Annotated in this window: 15 protein-coding genes; all 15 read left to right on the forward strand. The window is 40.1% G+C overall.

What is annotated here, in order from left to right:
• Positions 1-291: 291 nt before the first annotated feature.
• The 15 genes from ACZ5XR_RS07035 (at position 292) to rny (ending at position 17,435) form a co-directional block, all read left to right on the forward strand.
• Positions 292-1,017, forward strand: a complete 726-nt coding sequence (locus ACZ5XR_RS07035) for a GntR family transcriptional regulator (protein ID WP_464500954.1) — start codon at positions 292-294, stop codon at positions 1,015-1,017.
• A 93-nt stretch (positions 1,018-1,110) separates the two neighbouring features.
• Positions 1,111-2,193 carry a BMP family lipoprotein gene (locus ACZ5XR_RS07040; protein WP_464500955.1) on the forward strand — a complete coding sequence of 361 codons (1,083 nt, stop codon included), beginning with the start codon at positions 1,111-1,113 and terminating at the stop codon, positions 2,191-2,193.
• Between the two features lie 203 nt (positions 2,194-2,396).
• A complete protein-coding gene (locus ACZ5XR_RS07045; RefSeq protein WP_464500956.1) occupies positions 2,397-3,929 on the forward strand; it encodes an ABC transporter ATP-binding protein in 1,533 nt (510 codons plus the stop codon).
• Positions 3,922-4,968 carry an ABC transporter permease gene (locus ACZ5XR_RS07050; protein ID WP_464500957.1) on the forward strand — a complete coding sequence of 349 codons (1,047 nt, stop codon included), beginning with the start codon at positions 3,922-3,924 and terminating at the stop codon, positions 4,966-4,968. The genes ACZ5XR_RS07045 and ACZ5XR_RS07050 overlap by 8 nt, the downstream gene beginning before the upstream one ends.
• Positions 4,969-5,928: an ABC transporter permease gene (locus tag ACZ5XR_RS07055; protein ID WP_464500958.1), complete on the forward strand. Its 960-nt coding sequence runs from the start codon at positions 4,969-4,971 to the stop codon at positions 5,926-5,928.
• A 330-nt stretch (positions 5,929-6,258) separates the two neighbouring features.
• Positions 6,259-7,539, forward strand: a complete 1,281-nt coding sequence (gene yfmF, locus ACZ5XR_RS07060) for an EF-P 5-aminopentanol modification-associated protein YfmF (RefSeq protein WP_464500959.1) — start codon at positions 6,259-6,261, stop codon at positions 7,537-7,539.
• Positions 7,539-8,831 carry an EF-P 5-aminopentanol modification-associated protein YfmH gene (gene yfmH, locus ACZ5XR_RS07065; RefSeq protein WP_464502250.1) on the forward strand — a complete coding sequence of 431 codons (1,293 nt, stop codon included), beginning with the start codon at positions 7,539-7,541 and terminating at the stop codon, positions 8,829-8,831. The genes yfmF and yfmH overlap by 1 nt, the downstream gene beginning before the upstream one ends.
• 80 nt (positions 8,832-8,911) lie before the next feature.
• A complete protein-coding gene (gene ymfI, locus ACZ5XR_RS07070) occupies positions 8,912-9,634 on the forward strand; it encodes an elongation factor P 5-aminopentanone reductase (protein WP_464500960.1) in 723 nt (240 codons plus the stop codon).
• 77 nt (positions 9,635-9,711) lie between these two features.
• The gene (locus ACZ5XR_RS07075; protein ID WP_464500961.1) at positions 9,712-9,969 is read left to right on the forward strand and encodes a DUF3243 family protein; all 258 of its coding nucleotides are present in this window, start codon (positions 9,712-9,714) and stop codon (positions 9,967-9,969) included.
• A gap of 171 nt (positions 9,970-10,140) precedes the next feature.
• Positions 10,141-10,929, forward strand: coding sequence for a DUF3388 domain-containing protein (locus tag ACZ5XR_RS07080; protein WP_464500962.1), 789 nt, complete (start codon positions 10,141-10,143; stop codon positions 10,927-10,929).
• A gap of 22 nt (positions 10,930-10,951) precedes the next feature.
• On the forward strand, positions 10,952-11,854 hold the full coding sequence (locus ACZ5XR_RS07085; RefSeq protein ID WP_464500963.1) for a helix-turn-helix domain-containing protein: 903 nt from the start codon (positions 10,952-10,954) through the stop codon (positions 11,852-11,854).
• 55 nt (positions 11,855-11,909) lie between these two features.
• On the forward strand, positions 11,910-12,488 hold the full coding sequence (gene pgsA, locus ACZ5XR_RS07090; protein WP_464500964.1) for a CDP-diacylglycerol--glycerol-3-phosphate 3-phosphatidyltransferase: 579 nt from the start codon (positions 11,910-11,912) through the stop codon (positions 12,486-12,488).
• A 10-nt stretch (positions 12,489-12,498) separates the two neighbouring features.
• The gene (locus tag ACZ5XR_RS07095) at positions 12,499-13,743 is read left to right on the forward strand and encodes a competence/damage-inducible protein A (RefSeq protein ID WP_464500965.1); all 1,245 of its coding nucleotides are present in this window, start codon (positions 12,499-12,501) and stop codon (positions 13,741-13,743) included.
• 771 nt (positions 13,744-14,514) lie between these two features.
• A complete protein-coding gene (recA, locus tag ACZ5XR_RS07100) occupies positions 14,515-15,555 on the forward strand; it encodes a recombinase RecA (RefSeq protein ID WP_464500966.1) in 1,041 nt (346 codons plus the stop codon).
• A 320-nt stretch (positions 15,556-15,875) separates the two neighbouring features.
• Positions 15,876-17,435, forward strand: a complete 1,560-nt coding sequence (gene rny / locus ACZ5XR_RS07105; RefSeq protein ID WP_464500967.1) for a ribonuclease Y — start codon at positions 15,876-15,878, stop codon at positions 17,433-17,435.
• The last annotated feature ends 3 nt before the right edge of the window (positions 17,436-17,438 follow it).

Consider the following 17,438-nt stretch of genomic DNA (forward strand, 5'->3'; position numbering starts at 1 on the left):
TGTCCTAATTTTACATATATTAAGTAGTAGTTTTTATCTATAGTAATCCGGGAATAAAAGCCTGTTATTTACCAGTAACTCCCTATTATCTATTTTCAGTGATTAATTATATCAGATTTTAAACCCTTAAAACATAAGGTTTTTTAATAATTATCTCCTAATTAGCTTTTTTCGACAAAATGATGAATTTCTATTTATTTATCCCTAAAAAAGTGTTATATTATTTTCGATTAGTAGGAATGATAATACATCAGATGTCTGATGTCTTAGGAAAAGGCTGGAGGAACCTGCATGTCAATAAAGTCAGATAATCGGCACTTGTATTTACAAGTAATCGATCGGTTAAAGCAAGATATTGAAGAGGGGATATATAAAGAAAAAGAAAAATTACCTTCGGAATTTGATCTTGCCAAACATCTGGGTGTAAGCAGGGCCACACTTCGCGAAGCACTGCGCATTCTCGAAGAGGAAAATGTTATCATTCGTCGCCACGGTGTGGGGACATTTGTTAATTCAAAGCCGCTGTTTACTTCAGGGATTGAACAATTGAATAGTGTCACTGACATGATTAAACAAGCTGGGATGAAACCAGGTACTATTTTCTTAAGCTCATCGACTCAAGGAGCAACCGAGGAAGATGTTCGCCGTTTCTCATGTTCTATAGATGAGGAAATTGTTGTCATGGAAAGGGTAAGAACGGCCAATGGCGATCCTGTTGTCTATTGTATCGACAAGGTACCAGAAAGCATTTTGCCTGAAACGTTTAACCATAGCGAAGAATCTATCTTCAGCATTTTGGAAGAAAAGGCAAACCGCAAGATTACATATGCTGTTGCAAATATCGAACCGATTGGTTATCATGAGAAAATTTCCCCAATTCTGGAATGTGATCCTGAAACCTCATTACTTGTTCTTAAACAGATGCATTTCGATGAAATGGATGAACCAATTCTTTTTTCGGTAAACTATTTTAAAGCAGATAAGTTTAGTTTCCGTGTATTGCGGAAAAGAGTTTAATTTTTTTTAGCCAATCATGAAAACGGAAACAAAAACTGCTTTTTCCAGCATTTCTACTAAATCAAACAAACAATCTTTAAGGGGGTCAATACGTTGAAAAAGGCTAAAATTGGAATGGCACTATCACTAGTACTTGCTGCTGGAACACTATTAGGTGCTTGTGGAAAAACAGATACTACAAAAAACACGGCTAATAATGGTGGCAAGAAAGGTCAATCTTTCTCAGTAGGTATGGTTACAGATGTCGGCGGTGTTGACGACAAATCATTCAACCAATCTGCATGGACTGGTCTTCAAGAATTCGGTAAAGATAATGGAATGACTAAAGGTAAAGGCGGATATGATTACCTTCAATCTACCTCTGATGCAGACTACTCAACAAACCTTAACACACTTTCCCGCCAAGGATTTAACTTAGTATATGGTATCGGTTTCTTAATGCACAACGCTGTTGATACCATTGCAAAGCAACAACCAAATACGAAATTTGCAATCATTGATGATGAAGTTAAAGAACCAAACGTTGCCAGCGTTCTTTTCAAAGAGCAAGAAGCAGCATTCCTTGCTGGGGTTGCAGCAGCACTTGAAACGAAAACGAATAAAATCGGTTTCATCGGCGGTATGAAAATCCCAGTTATCGAACGTTTTCAAGCAGGTTTCTTAGCTGGTGTTCAAGCGGCTAAACCTTCAGTACAAGTTGACGTTGAATACTCCGGTTATTTTGATAAAGCAGAAGTGGGTCAGTCTATCGCTTCTAAAATGTATGCTTCTGGCGAAGACGTAGTTTTCCACGCTGCAGGTGCAACAGGAAACGGTCTATTTAAAGAAGCTAGCGACTTAAAGAAAAAAGATCCTAGCCGTGATATTTGGGCAATTGGTGTAGACCAAGACCAAAGCTTCATGGGTCCAGATGTTGTTCTTACATCTGCTATGAAACGTGTAGACCTTGCGGTTAAAGATATTTCTACAAAAACAAAAGATGGTAATTTCCCTGGAGGAAAAACGACTGTTTACGGCTTAAAAGAAGACGGCGTTGGTTTAGCTCCTATCAATGCTAAAGCACCAGCAAAAGCTGCGATTGAAAAAGCTGTTAAAGAATGGACAGATAAAATTAAGTCCGGTGCTATTACTGTTCCTGGTACACTTAAGGATTTAAAGACTTTTAAAGCTCAATAATCTTTAATAAATGAGCGGGTTGTAAACCGGCCCGCTTATTTTTTATTCATTAGAATGTTAATTGAAGGGTAGAATGGATTCTGCTTTTCACTTAGGATTTTATTAAGGGAGGAATCCCCTATTTTTTTAAAATATGGAAAGTCTGACCTCTTACTACTCATGTATAAATTTTAATATTTATGAATTAAAGGAAGTGAGAAAAGATGGAATATGTAATTGAGATGCTTAATATTCGCAAAGAATTTGGCAGCTTTGTCGCAAATGATAATATTACCCTGCAATTGAAAAAAGGAGAAATCCATGCTTTACTCGGCGAAAACGGGGCCGGTAAAACGACGTTAATGAACGTTCTTTTTGGTTTATACCAGCCAGAGCAAGGGGAAATTCGTGTTCATGGAAAACCTGTGAAAATTTCTAATCCGAACATCGCCAATGACCTTGGAATCGGAATGGTTCATCAGCACTTCATGCTTGTAGATAAGTTTACTGTAACTGAAAATATTATTCTTGGGAAAGAAATCACGACAGCCGGACGGATTAACTTGAAGAAGGCCGAAAAAGAAGTCCGTGATATTTCCGAGCGTTATGGATTAGCGGTTGATCCGCAGGCGAAAATTTCGGATATCTCTGTAGGTATGCAGCAACGGGTGGAAATTTTAAAAACCCTTTATCGCGGTGCAGAAATTTTAATATTCGATGAACCGACTGCTGTATTAACACCTCAAGAAATAAAAGAATTGATTCAAATCATGAAAACGCTTATTAAAGAAGGCAAATCTATCATTATTATTACTCATAAACTTAAAGAAATTATGGAAGTTGCCGACCGTTGTACCGTTATCCGGAAAGGAAAAGGAATTGGAACGGTTAATGTAAGCGAAACCAATCCGAATGAATTAGCGAATTTAATGGTTGGACGTGAAGTTGTCTTTAAAACAGAAAAGAAGGAAGCTTCACCAAAACAAGATGTGCTTAATATTAAAGATCTGGTTGTAAAAGATTCACGTGGAGTGACAATGGTGAATGGCTTGGATTTAACTGTTCGCGCTGGTGAAATTGTGGGGATCGCGGGAGTAGACGGCAATGGTCAGTCAGAATTTATTGAGGCCATTACCGGTTTAAGAAAGGCTGATAGAGGAAGCATTAAGTTAAATGATAAAGAACTTTTTGGACTCACGCCAAGAAAAATTACCGAATCAGGGGTAGGACATATTCCTCAAGACAGGCATAAACATGGTTTAGTTCTGAACTATCCAATTGGAGAGAATATGGTTTTACAAACGTACTATAAGAAACCATTTTCGAAAAACGGAATCTTAAACTTCAAAGAAATTTACAGGAAGGCGAAAAGTTTAATTGCAGAATATGACGTTCGGACACCAAGTGAAACAGCACTTGCCCGTGCATTATCAGGTGGTAATCAACAAAAGGCAATTATCGGACGCGAGGTTGACCGCAATCCCGACCTGCTTATTGCGGCGCAGCCTACTCGTGGTTTGGATGTCGGGGCCATTGAATTTATTCACAAACGGCTGATTGAACAACGGGATAACGGAAAAGCAGTATTACTTATATCTTTCGAGCTTGATGAGATTATGAATGTCAGTGACCGAATTGCTGTTATTTATGAGGGAAAAATAGTAGCGATCGTGAATCCAAAAGACACAACCGAGCAAGAATTAGGGTTGTTAATGGCTGGCTCGAAAAAAGAAGCGGGGGAAGGAACACATGTCTAAACGCTTACGCAATATTTTAACACCCATTATTGCTGTGTTTTTAGGTATTATCGTTGGAACCATCATCATGTTAATAAGCGGGTATGACCCTGTCGCCGCCTATCAGGCATTATGGGATGGTGCTTTTGGAAATTCATACTATATCGGTGAAGTTTTAAGACAGGTTACACCATATATTTTGGCTGGTTTAGCCGTTGCTTTTGCATTCCGTGTTGGTTTATTTAACATCGGTGTAGAGGGTCAATTTATCGTTGGCTGGCTTGCATCGGTTTGGGTAGGGGTTACATTTCATTTACCAAAAATCATCCATTTGCCATTAGCCATTATCGCAGCGATGATTGCTGGCGGACTTTGGGCATTTATTCCAGGTTTATTAAAAGCACGCTTCCGAGTTCATGAAGTTATCGTGACAATCATGATGAACTATGTTGCTTTTCACACAGTGAACTATATTATCAACAATCAAATGAATTCAGGTTCATCCAAAACGGCTATGATTCATCCTTCTGCTTCATTGGCATCACCTTGGCTGCAAAGCATAACACAAAATTCAACCCTTCACTGGGGGATTGTAATTGCTATTATCTGCTGTTTTATTATGTGGTTCCTTTTAGAAAAAACAACTCGGGGCTACGAGTTACGTGCTGTTGGTTTTAATCAAGATGCGGCACACTATGCCGGTATGAGTGTAAATAAAAATATCATTCTTTCGATGGTTATTTCAGGAGCCTTTGCCGGGATTGCCGGAGCGATGGAAGGATTAGGGACATTCGGTTATATGGCTGTTCAAGGTGGATTCACCGGTGTAGGTTTTAACGGAATTGCCGTTGCCTTGCTAGGTGGAAATACCGCGCTCGGCGTATTTTTCGCCGCTTTGTTATTCGGGATTTTAAAAATAGGTTCATTGTCAATGCCGCTTGAAGCGGGTGTACCAAATGAGCTTGTCGATATTATCATTGCGTTAATCGTATTTTTTGTCGGCTCAAGCTATATCATTAGAATATTTCTTGATCGATTCAGTAAAAAGGGGGTGAAGTAAGTGAGTCTAATGGAAATTTTGATGATCGTTATTCCATCAACACTTTTATGGGCTGCACCACTTATCTTCACAGCATTAGGCGGAGTTTTCTCTGAACGTTCCGGTGTTGTCAATATTGGTCTTGAAGGTTTAATGGTTATTGGTGCCTTTGCAGCTGTCGTGTTTAACTTAACCTTTGCCGGTTCATTAGGCAGTGCTACACCATGGATTGCCTTATTGGTTGCCATGGTTGCCGGGGCGGTTTTCTCCATCTTGCATGCCCTTGCAGCCATTACATTCCGTGCCGATCATACGGTTTCCGGGGTGGCCATCAACCTATTGGCTACAGGATTAACTTTGTTTTTAATTAAGTTAATATATAATAAAGGTGAAACCGATATTATTAAACAGTCTTTTAATAAAATTGATATCCCTGTATTAAAAGATATCCCGGTTATCGGAAAAATCTTTTTCCAAAATACCTATTGGACATCTTTTGTAGCGATCATTGTTGCGATTATCGCCTGGTATATTATTTATAAAACTCCATTTGGTCTTCGTCTTCGTTCAGTTGGGGAACACCCAATGGCAGCTGACACAATGGGGATTAATGTAACAAAAATGCGTTATTATGGTGTTATTATTTCTGGAGCACTTGGTGGAATTGGCGGCGGCGTTTACGCTGAATCCATTTCATCCAACTTCAGCCACTCTACGATCAGTGGTCAAGGTTTCATGGCCCTTGCAGCGATGATTTTTGGTAAATGGCATCCGCTTGGAGCGATGGGCGCCGCAATCTTCTTTGGTTTTGCCCAAAGTATCAGTATCATCGGTTCAAGCTTGCCATTCTTAAAAGGAATTCCGGATGTGTATTTGCTAATTGCTCCATACGTCCTAACCATTCTTGCCCTAACAGGCTTTATCGGACGCGCAGAAGCACCTAAAGCAGACGGCGTTCATTATATTAAAGGAACACGTTAATAAATGTTTGAACCCTTGGAGGATTTGCTCCGAGGGTTTTTTATTATGGCTGTGTTAAAGTCGAATGATGATATTTTCAACCTTTGATTGGAGCGGAGGGCGCTCGACTCCTGCGGGATGTAGAGGTCACGGGAGACCCCGCAGGCGCCTAAAGCGCCGAGGAGGCTCCCGGACCTCCCCGCGGAAAGCGAGCGCCAGGAGCGGAAATCAACACTCATGTCTAACACAGCTTATTATAAGAATAGCGTTTCTTTCCAAGGGATAAGATATAAAATAGCGTTAAATACATAATGATAGGTTATAGCCTTAATTTTATAAGGAGGTTTGCAAATGGATTCTACAAAAGAATTGATAACCGATATGCAAGGATACAAACTGCATGTCATTAAGACAGACAAATATAAAACCAATACATTTGTTTGGAAAATGAAAGCGCCATTATCAAAAGAGGATTTGACAAAAAGGGCGCTGCTTCCTCAAGTATTACAGACCAGTTCGGCTAAATATCCAACATCCACGGCTTTAAGATCCTATTTAGACGAATTATATGGAGCGACCCTGTTTGTTGATTTAGCCAAAAAAGGTGAATATCATTGTGTAAGCTTTTCGATTGAAATTGCGAATGAAAAATTTTTAAGCGATCGAAACCCGTTATTGCAAAAAGGATTTGAGCTTTTAGCTGAAATTTTAACAAAGCCGAACGTATCAGGAAATGCATTTGATGCGGAAACCGTGGAAAAAGAAAAACGGACATTAAAACAGCGAATCCAATCTGTATATGATGATAAAATGCGCTATTCCAATATTCGTTTAGTCGAAGAAATGTGTAAGGGGGAGCTGTATGCTCTGCCACTAAACGGAGAAATGGAAGAGGTTGACCCGATCACGCCGGAGAGTTTATATGAGTATTATCAAAAGGCCTTTTCAGAGGATGAAATGGACTTATATATTATTGGGGATGTCGAAGAGGAAACAGTGAAGAAGCTTGCCGATAAACTGCTTCAATTCGAGAACCGATCACCAAAAATGGTAGAATCCCGGGCAGTAAATAAAAAAGAGAAGGTTCATGATGTAAAAGAAGTTCAGGATGTCAAGCAGGGTAAGCTGAATATCGGCTATCGAACCAACATTAAATACGGGGATCCCGATTATTTTGCTCTCCAGGTGTTTAACGGCATTTTTGGCGGCTTTGCCCATTCCAAGTTATTTATCAATGTTCGCGAAAAAGCCAGTCTTGCCTACTATGCAGCTAGTCGATTGGAAAGTCATAAAGCTTTGATGATGGTTTCATCAGGTATTGACTTAAAGAATTATGACCAGGCCGTGAGCATCATCAATGAACAAATGGATGCCATGAAAAAGGGAGATTTCACAGACCAGGAATTAGAACAAACCAAAGCAGTCATCCAAAACCAAATGCTCGAAACGATTGATACATCAAGAGGCTTGACTGAGGTACTCTACCATAATGTCGTCGCAAAGGTAGAAATCAAATTAGAACAATGGCTCGAAGAAATGCAGAAAGCAACAAAAGAGGAAATCATTGCCGTGGGACAAAAGATTGAGCTTGATACGATTTATTTCTTAACGGGAACGGAGGAGGGTAAATGATGGAAAAGATTACCTTTGATCAGCTTCAAGAGGAGCTTTTTCATGAAAAACTTCCCAATGGGCTAAATGTCTATATTTTACCGAAGAACGGCTTTAATAAAACATACGCAACATTTACAACAAAATATGGTTCGGTTGATAATACATTTGTTCCATTAGGAAAAGAAGAGTTTGTAAAGGTTCCCGACGGTATTGCCCATTTCTTGGAGCATAAGCTTTTTGAAAAGGAAGATGGCGATGTGTTTCAACAATTCAGCCGCCAGGGAGCATCGGCAAATGCCTTTACTTCTTTTACCCGAACAGCCTATTTATTTTCCAGTACATCAGATGTGGAAAAAAACCTGGAAACATTAGTCGATTTTGTTCAAGACCCTTATTTTTCTGAAAAAACAGTGGAAAAAGAAAAGGGAATCATTGGTCAGGAAATCACCATGTATGATGACAATCCTGATTGGCGTCTGTATTTTGGATTAATCCAGAACCTTTACAAAAATCATCCGGTTCGAATTGATATTGCCGGAACCATTGAATCCATTTCACATATAACAAAAGATTGGCTGTATGAATGTTATAATACGTTTTACCACCCAAGCAATATGCTGTTATTCATTGTCGGTCCGGTCGACCCCGAAAAATTTATGAATCAGGTAAGAGAAAATCAAGCCAAAAAAGATTATAAAGACCAGCCGGAAGTTAAGCGTAAATTTGAAGAGGAACCAGTCGAGGCAGCCGAGCCGAAACAAGTATTAGAAATGAATGTTCAAACCTCCAAATGCTTAGTCGGCATTAAGGCTCTTCATGTTGACCAAACTGGAGAGACCATGTTAAAGAATGAGTTAACAATGAATATTCTGCTTGATTTGTTATTCGGGAAAAGCGCCGCTAATTATGATCAACTATATAATGATGGCCTTATCGACGAAACGTTCTCCTATGACTATACACAGGAACAGGGTTTTGGCTTTGCAATGATTGGCGGTGACACAAGAGAGCCGGACCAATTGGCCGAGCGCCTGAAGAAAATGCTGCTCAATGCAAAAAACGGAAATTTATTTTCTGAAGAACAGCTTGAACGGACCAAAAAGAAGAAAATTGGCTCTTTTTTACGGGCCATTAACTCACCTGAATATATCGCCAATCAGTTTACACGCTATGCCTTTAATGATATGAACCTGTTTGATGTCGTCCCGACACTTGAAAAAATTACAATACAAGATGTACAGTCATTGGCATCCGAAGTCATTGCAGAGGAACGATTCTCAGTATGCCAGGTCGTGCCGAAGAAAAAGTAAGATCGTCTAGCGCCGTATGTCAAACGGCGCTTTTTTTCGGATATAATGGTAGCAGTACCATATAGAAAGAGTGAGCAATAATGAAAAAACATGCACTCATCACGGGAGCAAGCGGTGGAATTGGACAAGCGGTGGCATTAAAGCTGGCCCAGGAAGGATTCCGTTTATATTTACATTACAATCGAAATGAACAGTCGATGGCGGAGCTAATGGAAAAATTGCAAGCATTTGGCGGAGAATATATGCCTATTCAAGCGAATTTGGCTGAGCGGGATGGATATAAACAGGTTTGCCCTCATATTTTCTCACTTGATGCCATTATTCATTGCAGCGGAAACAGTCATTATGGACTTTTAGTTGATTTACCTGAGGAAGATGCAGAAGCGATAATGAATGTACATATATTAAATCCATTATTAATGACAAAGAAACTGCTCCCTAAATTACTTAACAAGGGCGCAGGAAATATAATTGTCATTACCTCCATTTGGGGGCAGATGGGTGCTGCATGTGAAGTGGCCTATTCCACAGCAAAAGGAGCCCAAATTGCATTTGTCAAAGCGTTAAGCAAGGAGGTTGCATTAAATGGTATTCGGGTAAACGGTATTGCCCCTGGCGCCATAGCAACGCCGATGCTCGGCAGCTTTACAAAGGAGGAGCTGGTTTCGCTTACCGATACGATTCCGATGGGGAGATTGGGTTTACCGGAGGAAATTGCTAAAGGAGTTTCCTTTTTATTATCCGAAGAATCATCATATATAACCGGACAAATTATTGCCATAAATGGCGGCTGGTACAGTTAAGTTTTTTACGTTTATTGAATAAATCTCCCCGCCTCGCCACAAAATAATCTTGTACTAATTTAAAGGAGGGTTTTAAAATGTCTGTTTTAGATAATTGGAAGCAGTGGGAAGATTTTCTTGCCAACCGACTTCATCATGCGCAAAATGAAGGAATGAGCGAGGGAGCTATCAGCAATCTTGCGTTTCAAATTGGCGATTATCTTTCAAATCAAGTGGAGCCAAAAAACGAACAAGAACGAATTCTCGCCGATTTGTGGTCAGTAGCAGATAAAGGTGAACAACAAGCAATTGCAAATATGATGGTAAAACTAATCCAAAATAATGGAGAGCGTTAAAAGAGAGGGAGGTTCCTCTCTTTTTTTTGTTTTTTCAATAATATCTAGTTTTATGACCGTTATCCTTGATTTTACTTTCATCTTCCATCAAAATCATTTATTATAAGGTTTAGATAGGGATACGTGAAAAATGTCGAATTATCTTCACATATAGCATGAGGAGGGTTTTTAATGGGGAAAAAAGAATGGTATTTGGAATATGAGATACAAATCAACCGTCCGGGATTATTGGGCGATATATCATCCCTCTTAGGTATGCTGTCTATTAATATTGTAACGATCAATGGTGTGGATGAAGGCAGACGAGGATTATTAATTAAAGCAAAAGATGATGATCAAATAAAACGGCTTGAGTCAATTTTACATACTATGGATACAATAAAAGTAATAAAGTTAAGAGAACCAAAGCTGCGGGACCGTCTTGCTGTCAGACACGGCCGCTATATTCAAAGAGATGCAGATGATAAAAAAACATTCCGTTTTGTAAGGGATGAGCTTGGATTATTAGTTGATTTTATGGCAGAATTATTTAAGCAGGAAGGGCATAAGTTGATTGGAATCCGCGGTATGCCTCGTGTGGGAAAAACGGAATCTGTCGTAGCGGCAAGCGTGTGTGCCAGTAAAAGATGGCTGTTTGTTTCTTCCACTCTTTTAAAACAAACGATTCGAAATCAATTAATTGAAGATGAATACAATGAAAATAACTTGTTTATTTTAGATGGAATCGTTTCGACCAAACGGGCAAACGAGCGCCATTGGCAGCTTGTCCGTGAGATTATGCGTTTACCTGCCGTTAAGGTCGTGGAACATCCTGATATATTTGTTCAAAATTCCGAGTACACTCTTGAAGATTTTGATTATATTATCGAGCTTCGGAATGACCCAGATGAAGAGATTACATATGAAGTGGTTGAAAATAATTTACTCTCCGGTTCGGATTTTGGAGATTTTAATTTTTAATAAATTTGGAAGGTGTTAAAAGTTGACTGAATTAGGTAATCGACTAAAGGAAGCCCGATTAGCCAAAAATTTAAGTTTGGATGATTTGCAAACCATCACAAAAATTCAAAAACGTTACTTAATTGGTATTGAAGAAGGCAATTATTCCAGCATGCCCGGAAATTTCTATGTTCGTGCCTTCATTAAGCAATATGCAGAAGCATTGCATATGAATCCTGACGAGCTTTTTGAAGAATATAAAAATGAAATTCCCGCTGCGCATAATGAGGATCTTTCAAATCAATTATCAAGAGTGAAAACTCGTAAAACGATTTCCGAGAGTAACTCTAAGGTTTTTGATATTCTGCCCAAAATCTTAATTGGTGTTTTTGTCATTGGTGTGGCCGGGTTACTCTACTATTTTTTAATTAACCATCCCGGCAACACTTCAAATGAATCTTTCAACAAAGTAAACGATCAAGCGAAGATAGAAAGAGCGAAAAATCTTGTACAACCAAAAAGCGAAAATGCTAACAAAGCGTCAACCGGAAATAATACGAATGCCGCTGGTAACCAAACTGGTTCGACGACGCCTGCAAAACCTGCACCACAACAGGAATTAAAAGTGGTTCAAAGCGCCGGCCGCAATTCAACCTTCCAATTGAAAAATGCAAATAAATTTGTGGTTAAATTGGTTTCAAATGGTCAAACATGGGTAAATATTAGGAATGGTAAAGGGTATTCCTTCTTCCAGGGAATGCTTACTAAAGGCAGTACCGACAGTAAAACAGTCGATTTATCAAAAGAAAGTCAGGCTGTGCTTGTTGTCGGCAATGCGCTGGATACAGATATTTATGTGAATGACCAGAAGCTTGCGTACTCTGTTGCACCGGATAAAGTGGTTCGTCAGAACATTACGATCCAATATGTTCCGAAGAACAAATAGTCATCTGTCCGATGGCTATTTTTCACTTTGTTGAAATAGATTTGGAGGTTTTACGATGAATATACCAAATAAGATAACGGTTTCGAGAATATTATTGATTCCGTTATTCTTGATTATAATGCTTGTCCCTTTTAAATGGGGAACGATGCATTTGCTTGGAACAGACTTGCCGGTCACCCATTTTGTCGGGGCATTAATATTTATTTTTGCATCTGCTACCGATTGGGTGGATGGTTATTATGCAAGAAAATATAACTTGGTTACGAATATGGGGAAATTTCTTGATCCGCTGGCCGATAAGCTTCTTGTTTCGGCAGCCTTAATCGTTTTAGTAGAATTGGGATACGCTTCCTCTTGGATTGTCATTGTAATTATCAGCCGGGAATTTGCCGTGACAGGGCTTAGGCTCCTTTTAGCAGGGGAAGGTGAAGTGGTCGCTGCCAATATGCTGGGAAAAATTAAAACATGGACACAAATTGTTGCCATTGCCGCTCTACTTTTACATAATTTCATTTTTGAGATGATTTCTTTTCCATTTGCACAGATTGCTTTATGGGTTGCCTTGATTTTCACGATTTGGTCCGGATGGGATTATTTTGCTAAAAATAGTCATATTCTGAGAAACTCAAAATAGGGGTGTTAAGATGAATGCTGAGATTATTGCCGTTGGCTCAGAACTATTACTTGGTCAAATCGTCAATACTAACGCTAGGTTTTTGTCACAGCAGTTAGCCGGCATGGGGATTAATGTATTTTACCACACGGTCGTTGGTGATAATCCTGACCGTTTAGAGGCAGCTGTTTCGATTGCTGAAAGCCGATCCGAATTAATTATCTTTACCGGTGGCCTCGGTCCGACAAAAGATGATTTGACAAAAGAAACAATTGCAAGACATATTGGCAAAAAACTTGTTTTCGACCAAGCCGCATTAGATTCTATTGAGGTTTATTTCAAAAAAACGAACCGGCAAATGACAGAAAATAACCGGAAACAGGCACTCGTCTTCGAGGGTTCGGTTATATTGCCAAATGATCATGGAATGGCACCAGGGATGGTGGTGGAGAGCGACGGGCACATTTACATGCTTTTGCCTGGCCCTCCAAAAGAAATGGAGCCCATGTTCTTAGACTATGGTATTGGTGCGCTTTCCGCACAAGTCAAATCCAATGAGAAAATTGTTTCAAGGGTGCTAAGATTTTTCGGGATTGGCGAAGCCGCATTGGAAACGGAAATCCTTGATTTAATTGATGCACAAACGAACCCGACGATAGCCCCGCTGGCCTCTGATGGTGAGGTAACGTTAAGGCTGACCGCCAAGCACCAAGATGTTACGACAGCAAATTTTATGCTGGATGAAGTGGAAAATACGATTAGCCTGCGGGTGGGGCAGTATTTATATGGCTATGATCAAACTTCTCTAGTGAATGAATTGAGCAAAATTTTACACGAAAAGAAATGGACCGTTTCTGCTGCAGAAAGCCTGACAGGGGGAATGTTTCAGCAGGAGCTGTCAGCGATTCCCGGAGCGAGTGCTGTTTTAAAAGGCGGAGTGGTCTGCTATACGAATGAGGTAAAGCGCAACGTATTAAGTGTGAAAGAAGAAACGATTCAACAATATGGAGTCGTTAGTGAACAATGCGCCTTGGAGCTTGCAGAAAATGTCGCTGCGCTTACGGGGGCGGATATTGGGATTAGCTTTACAGGCGTAGCCGGCCCTGATAAGCAGGAAGGCAAGCCTGTCGGAACCGTTTATATTGGGATTGCTATTAAGGGGCGTCCGACCGTTGTTCGGGAGGTCATTCTTGCCGGTGCGCGGGAAGCCAACCGTGTCCGTGCTGTTAAATTGGGATGCTATTATTTGTTGAAAGAAACACAAAATGCTGTGTAGCGTTTTGTGTTTTTTTGTTGGAATGCGATTGCTGGCTGTTGCTACGAGCAAGGTGTATTTGTGTAACGGACAATGATGGTGCAGAGAATCTTGGAGTTGTCCGTAATCGTTGGTGTAATGGACAAAGCAGGTGCAGAGAATTTTGAAGTTGTCCGTAATCGGGGTTGTAACGGACAAAGCTGGTGCAACGAATCTTGGAGTTGTCCGTAATCGGGGTTGTAACGGACAAAGCAGGTGCAGAGAATCTTGGAGTTGTCCGTAATCGTGGGTGTAACGGACAATGTGGGTGCAGAGAATCTTGGAGTTGTCCGTAATCGTGGGTGTAACGGACAATGCAGGTGCAGAGAATCTTGGAGTTGTCCGTAATCGTGGGTGTAACGGACAATGCTGGCACAGAAACTCTTGGAAATGTCCACAATCGGTGGTCTTACGGACAAAACCGTTGAAATCAATCAAAATAGTGACCGTAAAACGTGGTCAATTAGAAAAGAACATAATAATTTTCAAATATCTCAAATCAAAATCTACTATTTCATTTTATATTTTCAGACAACTAACAAAAATAGGTAATTGGGCAGTCTAGCCCTACCAAAAATCCTCAAATATCAGTGGAATTCACCTAATTTCACATCTCAATTCAAACAAAAATAGTCGAATGGATGTTCGATTTTTTGCTCGACAAATATCCTAAAAGAGGTTATATTATTAATAGGTTTCAAAATGATAGATTGTCTGAACTTTTATTTATATATATTTGAGGAGGAACGATTAGTGAGTGATCGTAAAGCGGCCTTAGAAATGGCGTTAAAGCAAATAGAGAAACAATTCGGTAAAGGCTCCATTATGAAAATGGGAGAGCAAACAGAAACAAGAATATCTACTGTTCCTAGCGGCTCATTAGCACTTGATGTAGCTCTTGGTGTAGGTGGGTATCCTCGGGGAAGAATTATTGAAATCTATGGCCCTGAATCATCTGGTAAAACAACCGTAGCCTTACATGCTATCGCAGAAGTACAAGCAAAAGGCGGCCAAGCAGCGTTTATCGATGCCGAGCACGCACTTGACCCAACCTATGCACAAAAACTTGGTGTAAATATTGATGAGCTATTATTATCTCAGCCTGACACAGGCGAACAAGCCCTTGAAATTGCGGAAGCACTTGTCCGAAGCGGTGCAGTTGATATTCTCGTTATCGACTCTGTTGCAGCCTTAGTCCCTAAAGCAGAGATTGAAGGGGAAATGGGAGATTCACACGTAGGCTTGCAAGCCCGTTTAATGTCTCAAGCCCTTCGTAAATTATCTGGTGCAATTAATAAATCAAAAACAATCGCGGTCTTTATTAACCAAATTCGTGAAAAAGTTGGAGTCATGTTCGGGAACCCCGAGACGACACCAGGCGGCCGCGCCCTTAAATTCTATTCAACCGTCCGTCTAGAAGTCCGCCGTGCCGAAACCTTAAAACAAGGTAACGACATGGTCGGAAACAAAACGAAAATTAAAGTTGTAAAAAATAAAGTAGCACCTCCATTCCGTACGGCGGAAGTGGATATTATGTATGGTGAAGGTATATCTAAAGAAGGCGAAATCATTGATATGGGAGCAGAACTGGATATCGTTCAAAAGAGCGGGTCATGGTATTCCTATAATGAGGAAAGACTTGGTCAGGGCCGTGAAAATGCGAAACAGTTCTTGAAGGAAAACCCTAATATTCGCTTGGATATTCAACAAAAAATCCGCGCGCACTATGGTTTGGATGGAGAAAAAACCGTTACTGAAACAGAAGATGACGACCAATTTGAATTACTTGACTAAATCTAAGAATGAGCAAAGCCAAACCAGGTTTTGCTCTTTTTAATAAATTCGCATAATTATTCAACAAAATGTATTTTTATTCATCAAAAACCCAACGAAAAACCGTGTAGTATATAAAGAAATTCAAAATATTTCAAAAAGCTGTAAGGACATACCCTTGACAATAAATTTGCACACATTTACAATTAACATGTATATTTTACATTTTTGAAAATATTACATTGAAAAGCCTTAGTGCTTGCTGTATGTTGAGTCTAAACAATGTACATGCCGACACTTGAAAGAAGAAACAAAAGTTCATAGCAAGAGGAGGTGTAACGATGGGTCCACTTACAATCGCCTTCATTTTGCTTGGCCTTATCGTCGGTGCCGTTGTTGGCTATTTGGTTCACAAATCCATTGCTGATGCAAAAGTTGCAGGAGCAAAGAATGCTGCAGAGCAAATTCTTGAAGAAGCAAAGCGTGATGCTGATTCGTTAAAGAAAGAAGCATTGCTCGAGGCAAAGGATGAAATTCACAAGCTTCGTACTGAAGCAGAACGTGAGGTTCGTGAACGAAGAAATGAAATGCAAAAACAAGAAAATCGTTTACTGCAAAGAGAAGAGAATTTAGACCGGAAGGATGATACGTTAAATAAGCGTGAAATTCTTTTAGAAAAGAAGGATGATTCTCTAAACCAAAGACAACAGCATATTGAAGAGATGGAAAGCAAAGTGGAAGTGTTAGTACGAACACAACAAACTGAACTAGAACGAATTTCGAGCTTAACGCGTGAGGAAGCGAAATCGATTATTATAGATCGAGTTGAGCAGGAGCTGACTGTTGATACAGCCATCATGATCAAAGAAAGCGAAACCCGCGCAAAAGAGGAAGCTGACAAAAAGGCGAAAGAAATTCTCTCGCTGGCAATCCAGCGTTGCGCTGCTGACCATGTTGCGGAAACGACTGTCTCTGTCGTCAACCTTCCAAACGATGAAATGAAGGGCCGTATTATTGGCCGTGAAGGACGAAATATCCGTACACTCGAAACATTAACTGGAATTGATTTAATTATCGATGATACGCCGGAAGCTGTTATTTTATCTGGATTTGATCCAATTCGTCGTGAAACTGCTCGACTCGCCCTTGAGAAATTAGTTCAGGATGGACGAATCCATCCGGCACGAATCGAGGAAATGGTTGAGAAATCTCGTCGTGAAGTAGATGAATACATCCGCGAAGTCGGTGAACAAACGACATTTGAAGTCGGTGTTCATGGACTGCATCCTGATTTAATCAAAATCCTTGGTCGTCTAAAATTCCGTACGAGCTACGGGCAGAATGTTCTTAAACATTCAATGGAAGTTGCACAGCTTTCAGGTTTACTGGCAGCTGAGCTTGGCGAGGATGAAACATTAGCTAGACGTGCAGGTTTACTCCACGATATCGGTAAAGCAATTGACCATGAAGTAGAAGGAAGCCATGTTGAGATTGGGGTAGAGCTTGCTACAAAGTACAAGGAACACCCTGTTGTCATTAACAGTATTGCTTCACATCATGGCGATACGGAACCAACATCTGTCATCGCTGTCCTAGTGGCTGCAGCTGATGCCTTATCCGCTGCAAGACCTGGTGCACGCAGTGAGACTCTAGAAAATTATATTCGTCGTCTTGAAAAGCTTGAAGAAATTTCTGAGTCCTATGAAGGTGTAGAAAAGTCATTTGCTATTCAGGCTGGTCGTGAAGTTAGGATAATTGTTAGACCGGATACGATAGATGATCTAGCTGCACATCGCTTGGCACGGGATATCCGAAAGCGGATTGAAGAAGAGCTTGATTATCCTGGACATATAAAAGTAACAGTTATCCGTGAAACACGGGCTGTGGAATACGCAAAATAAGGC

It is taken from the genome of Neobacillus sp. Fa239 (assembly GCF_055395235.1).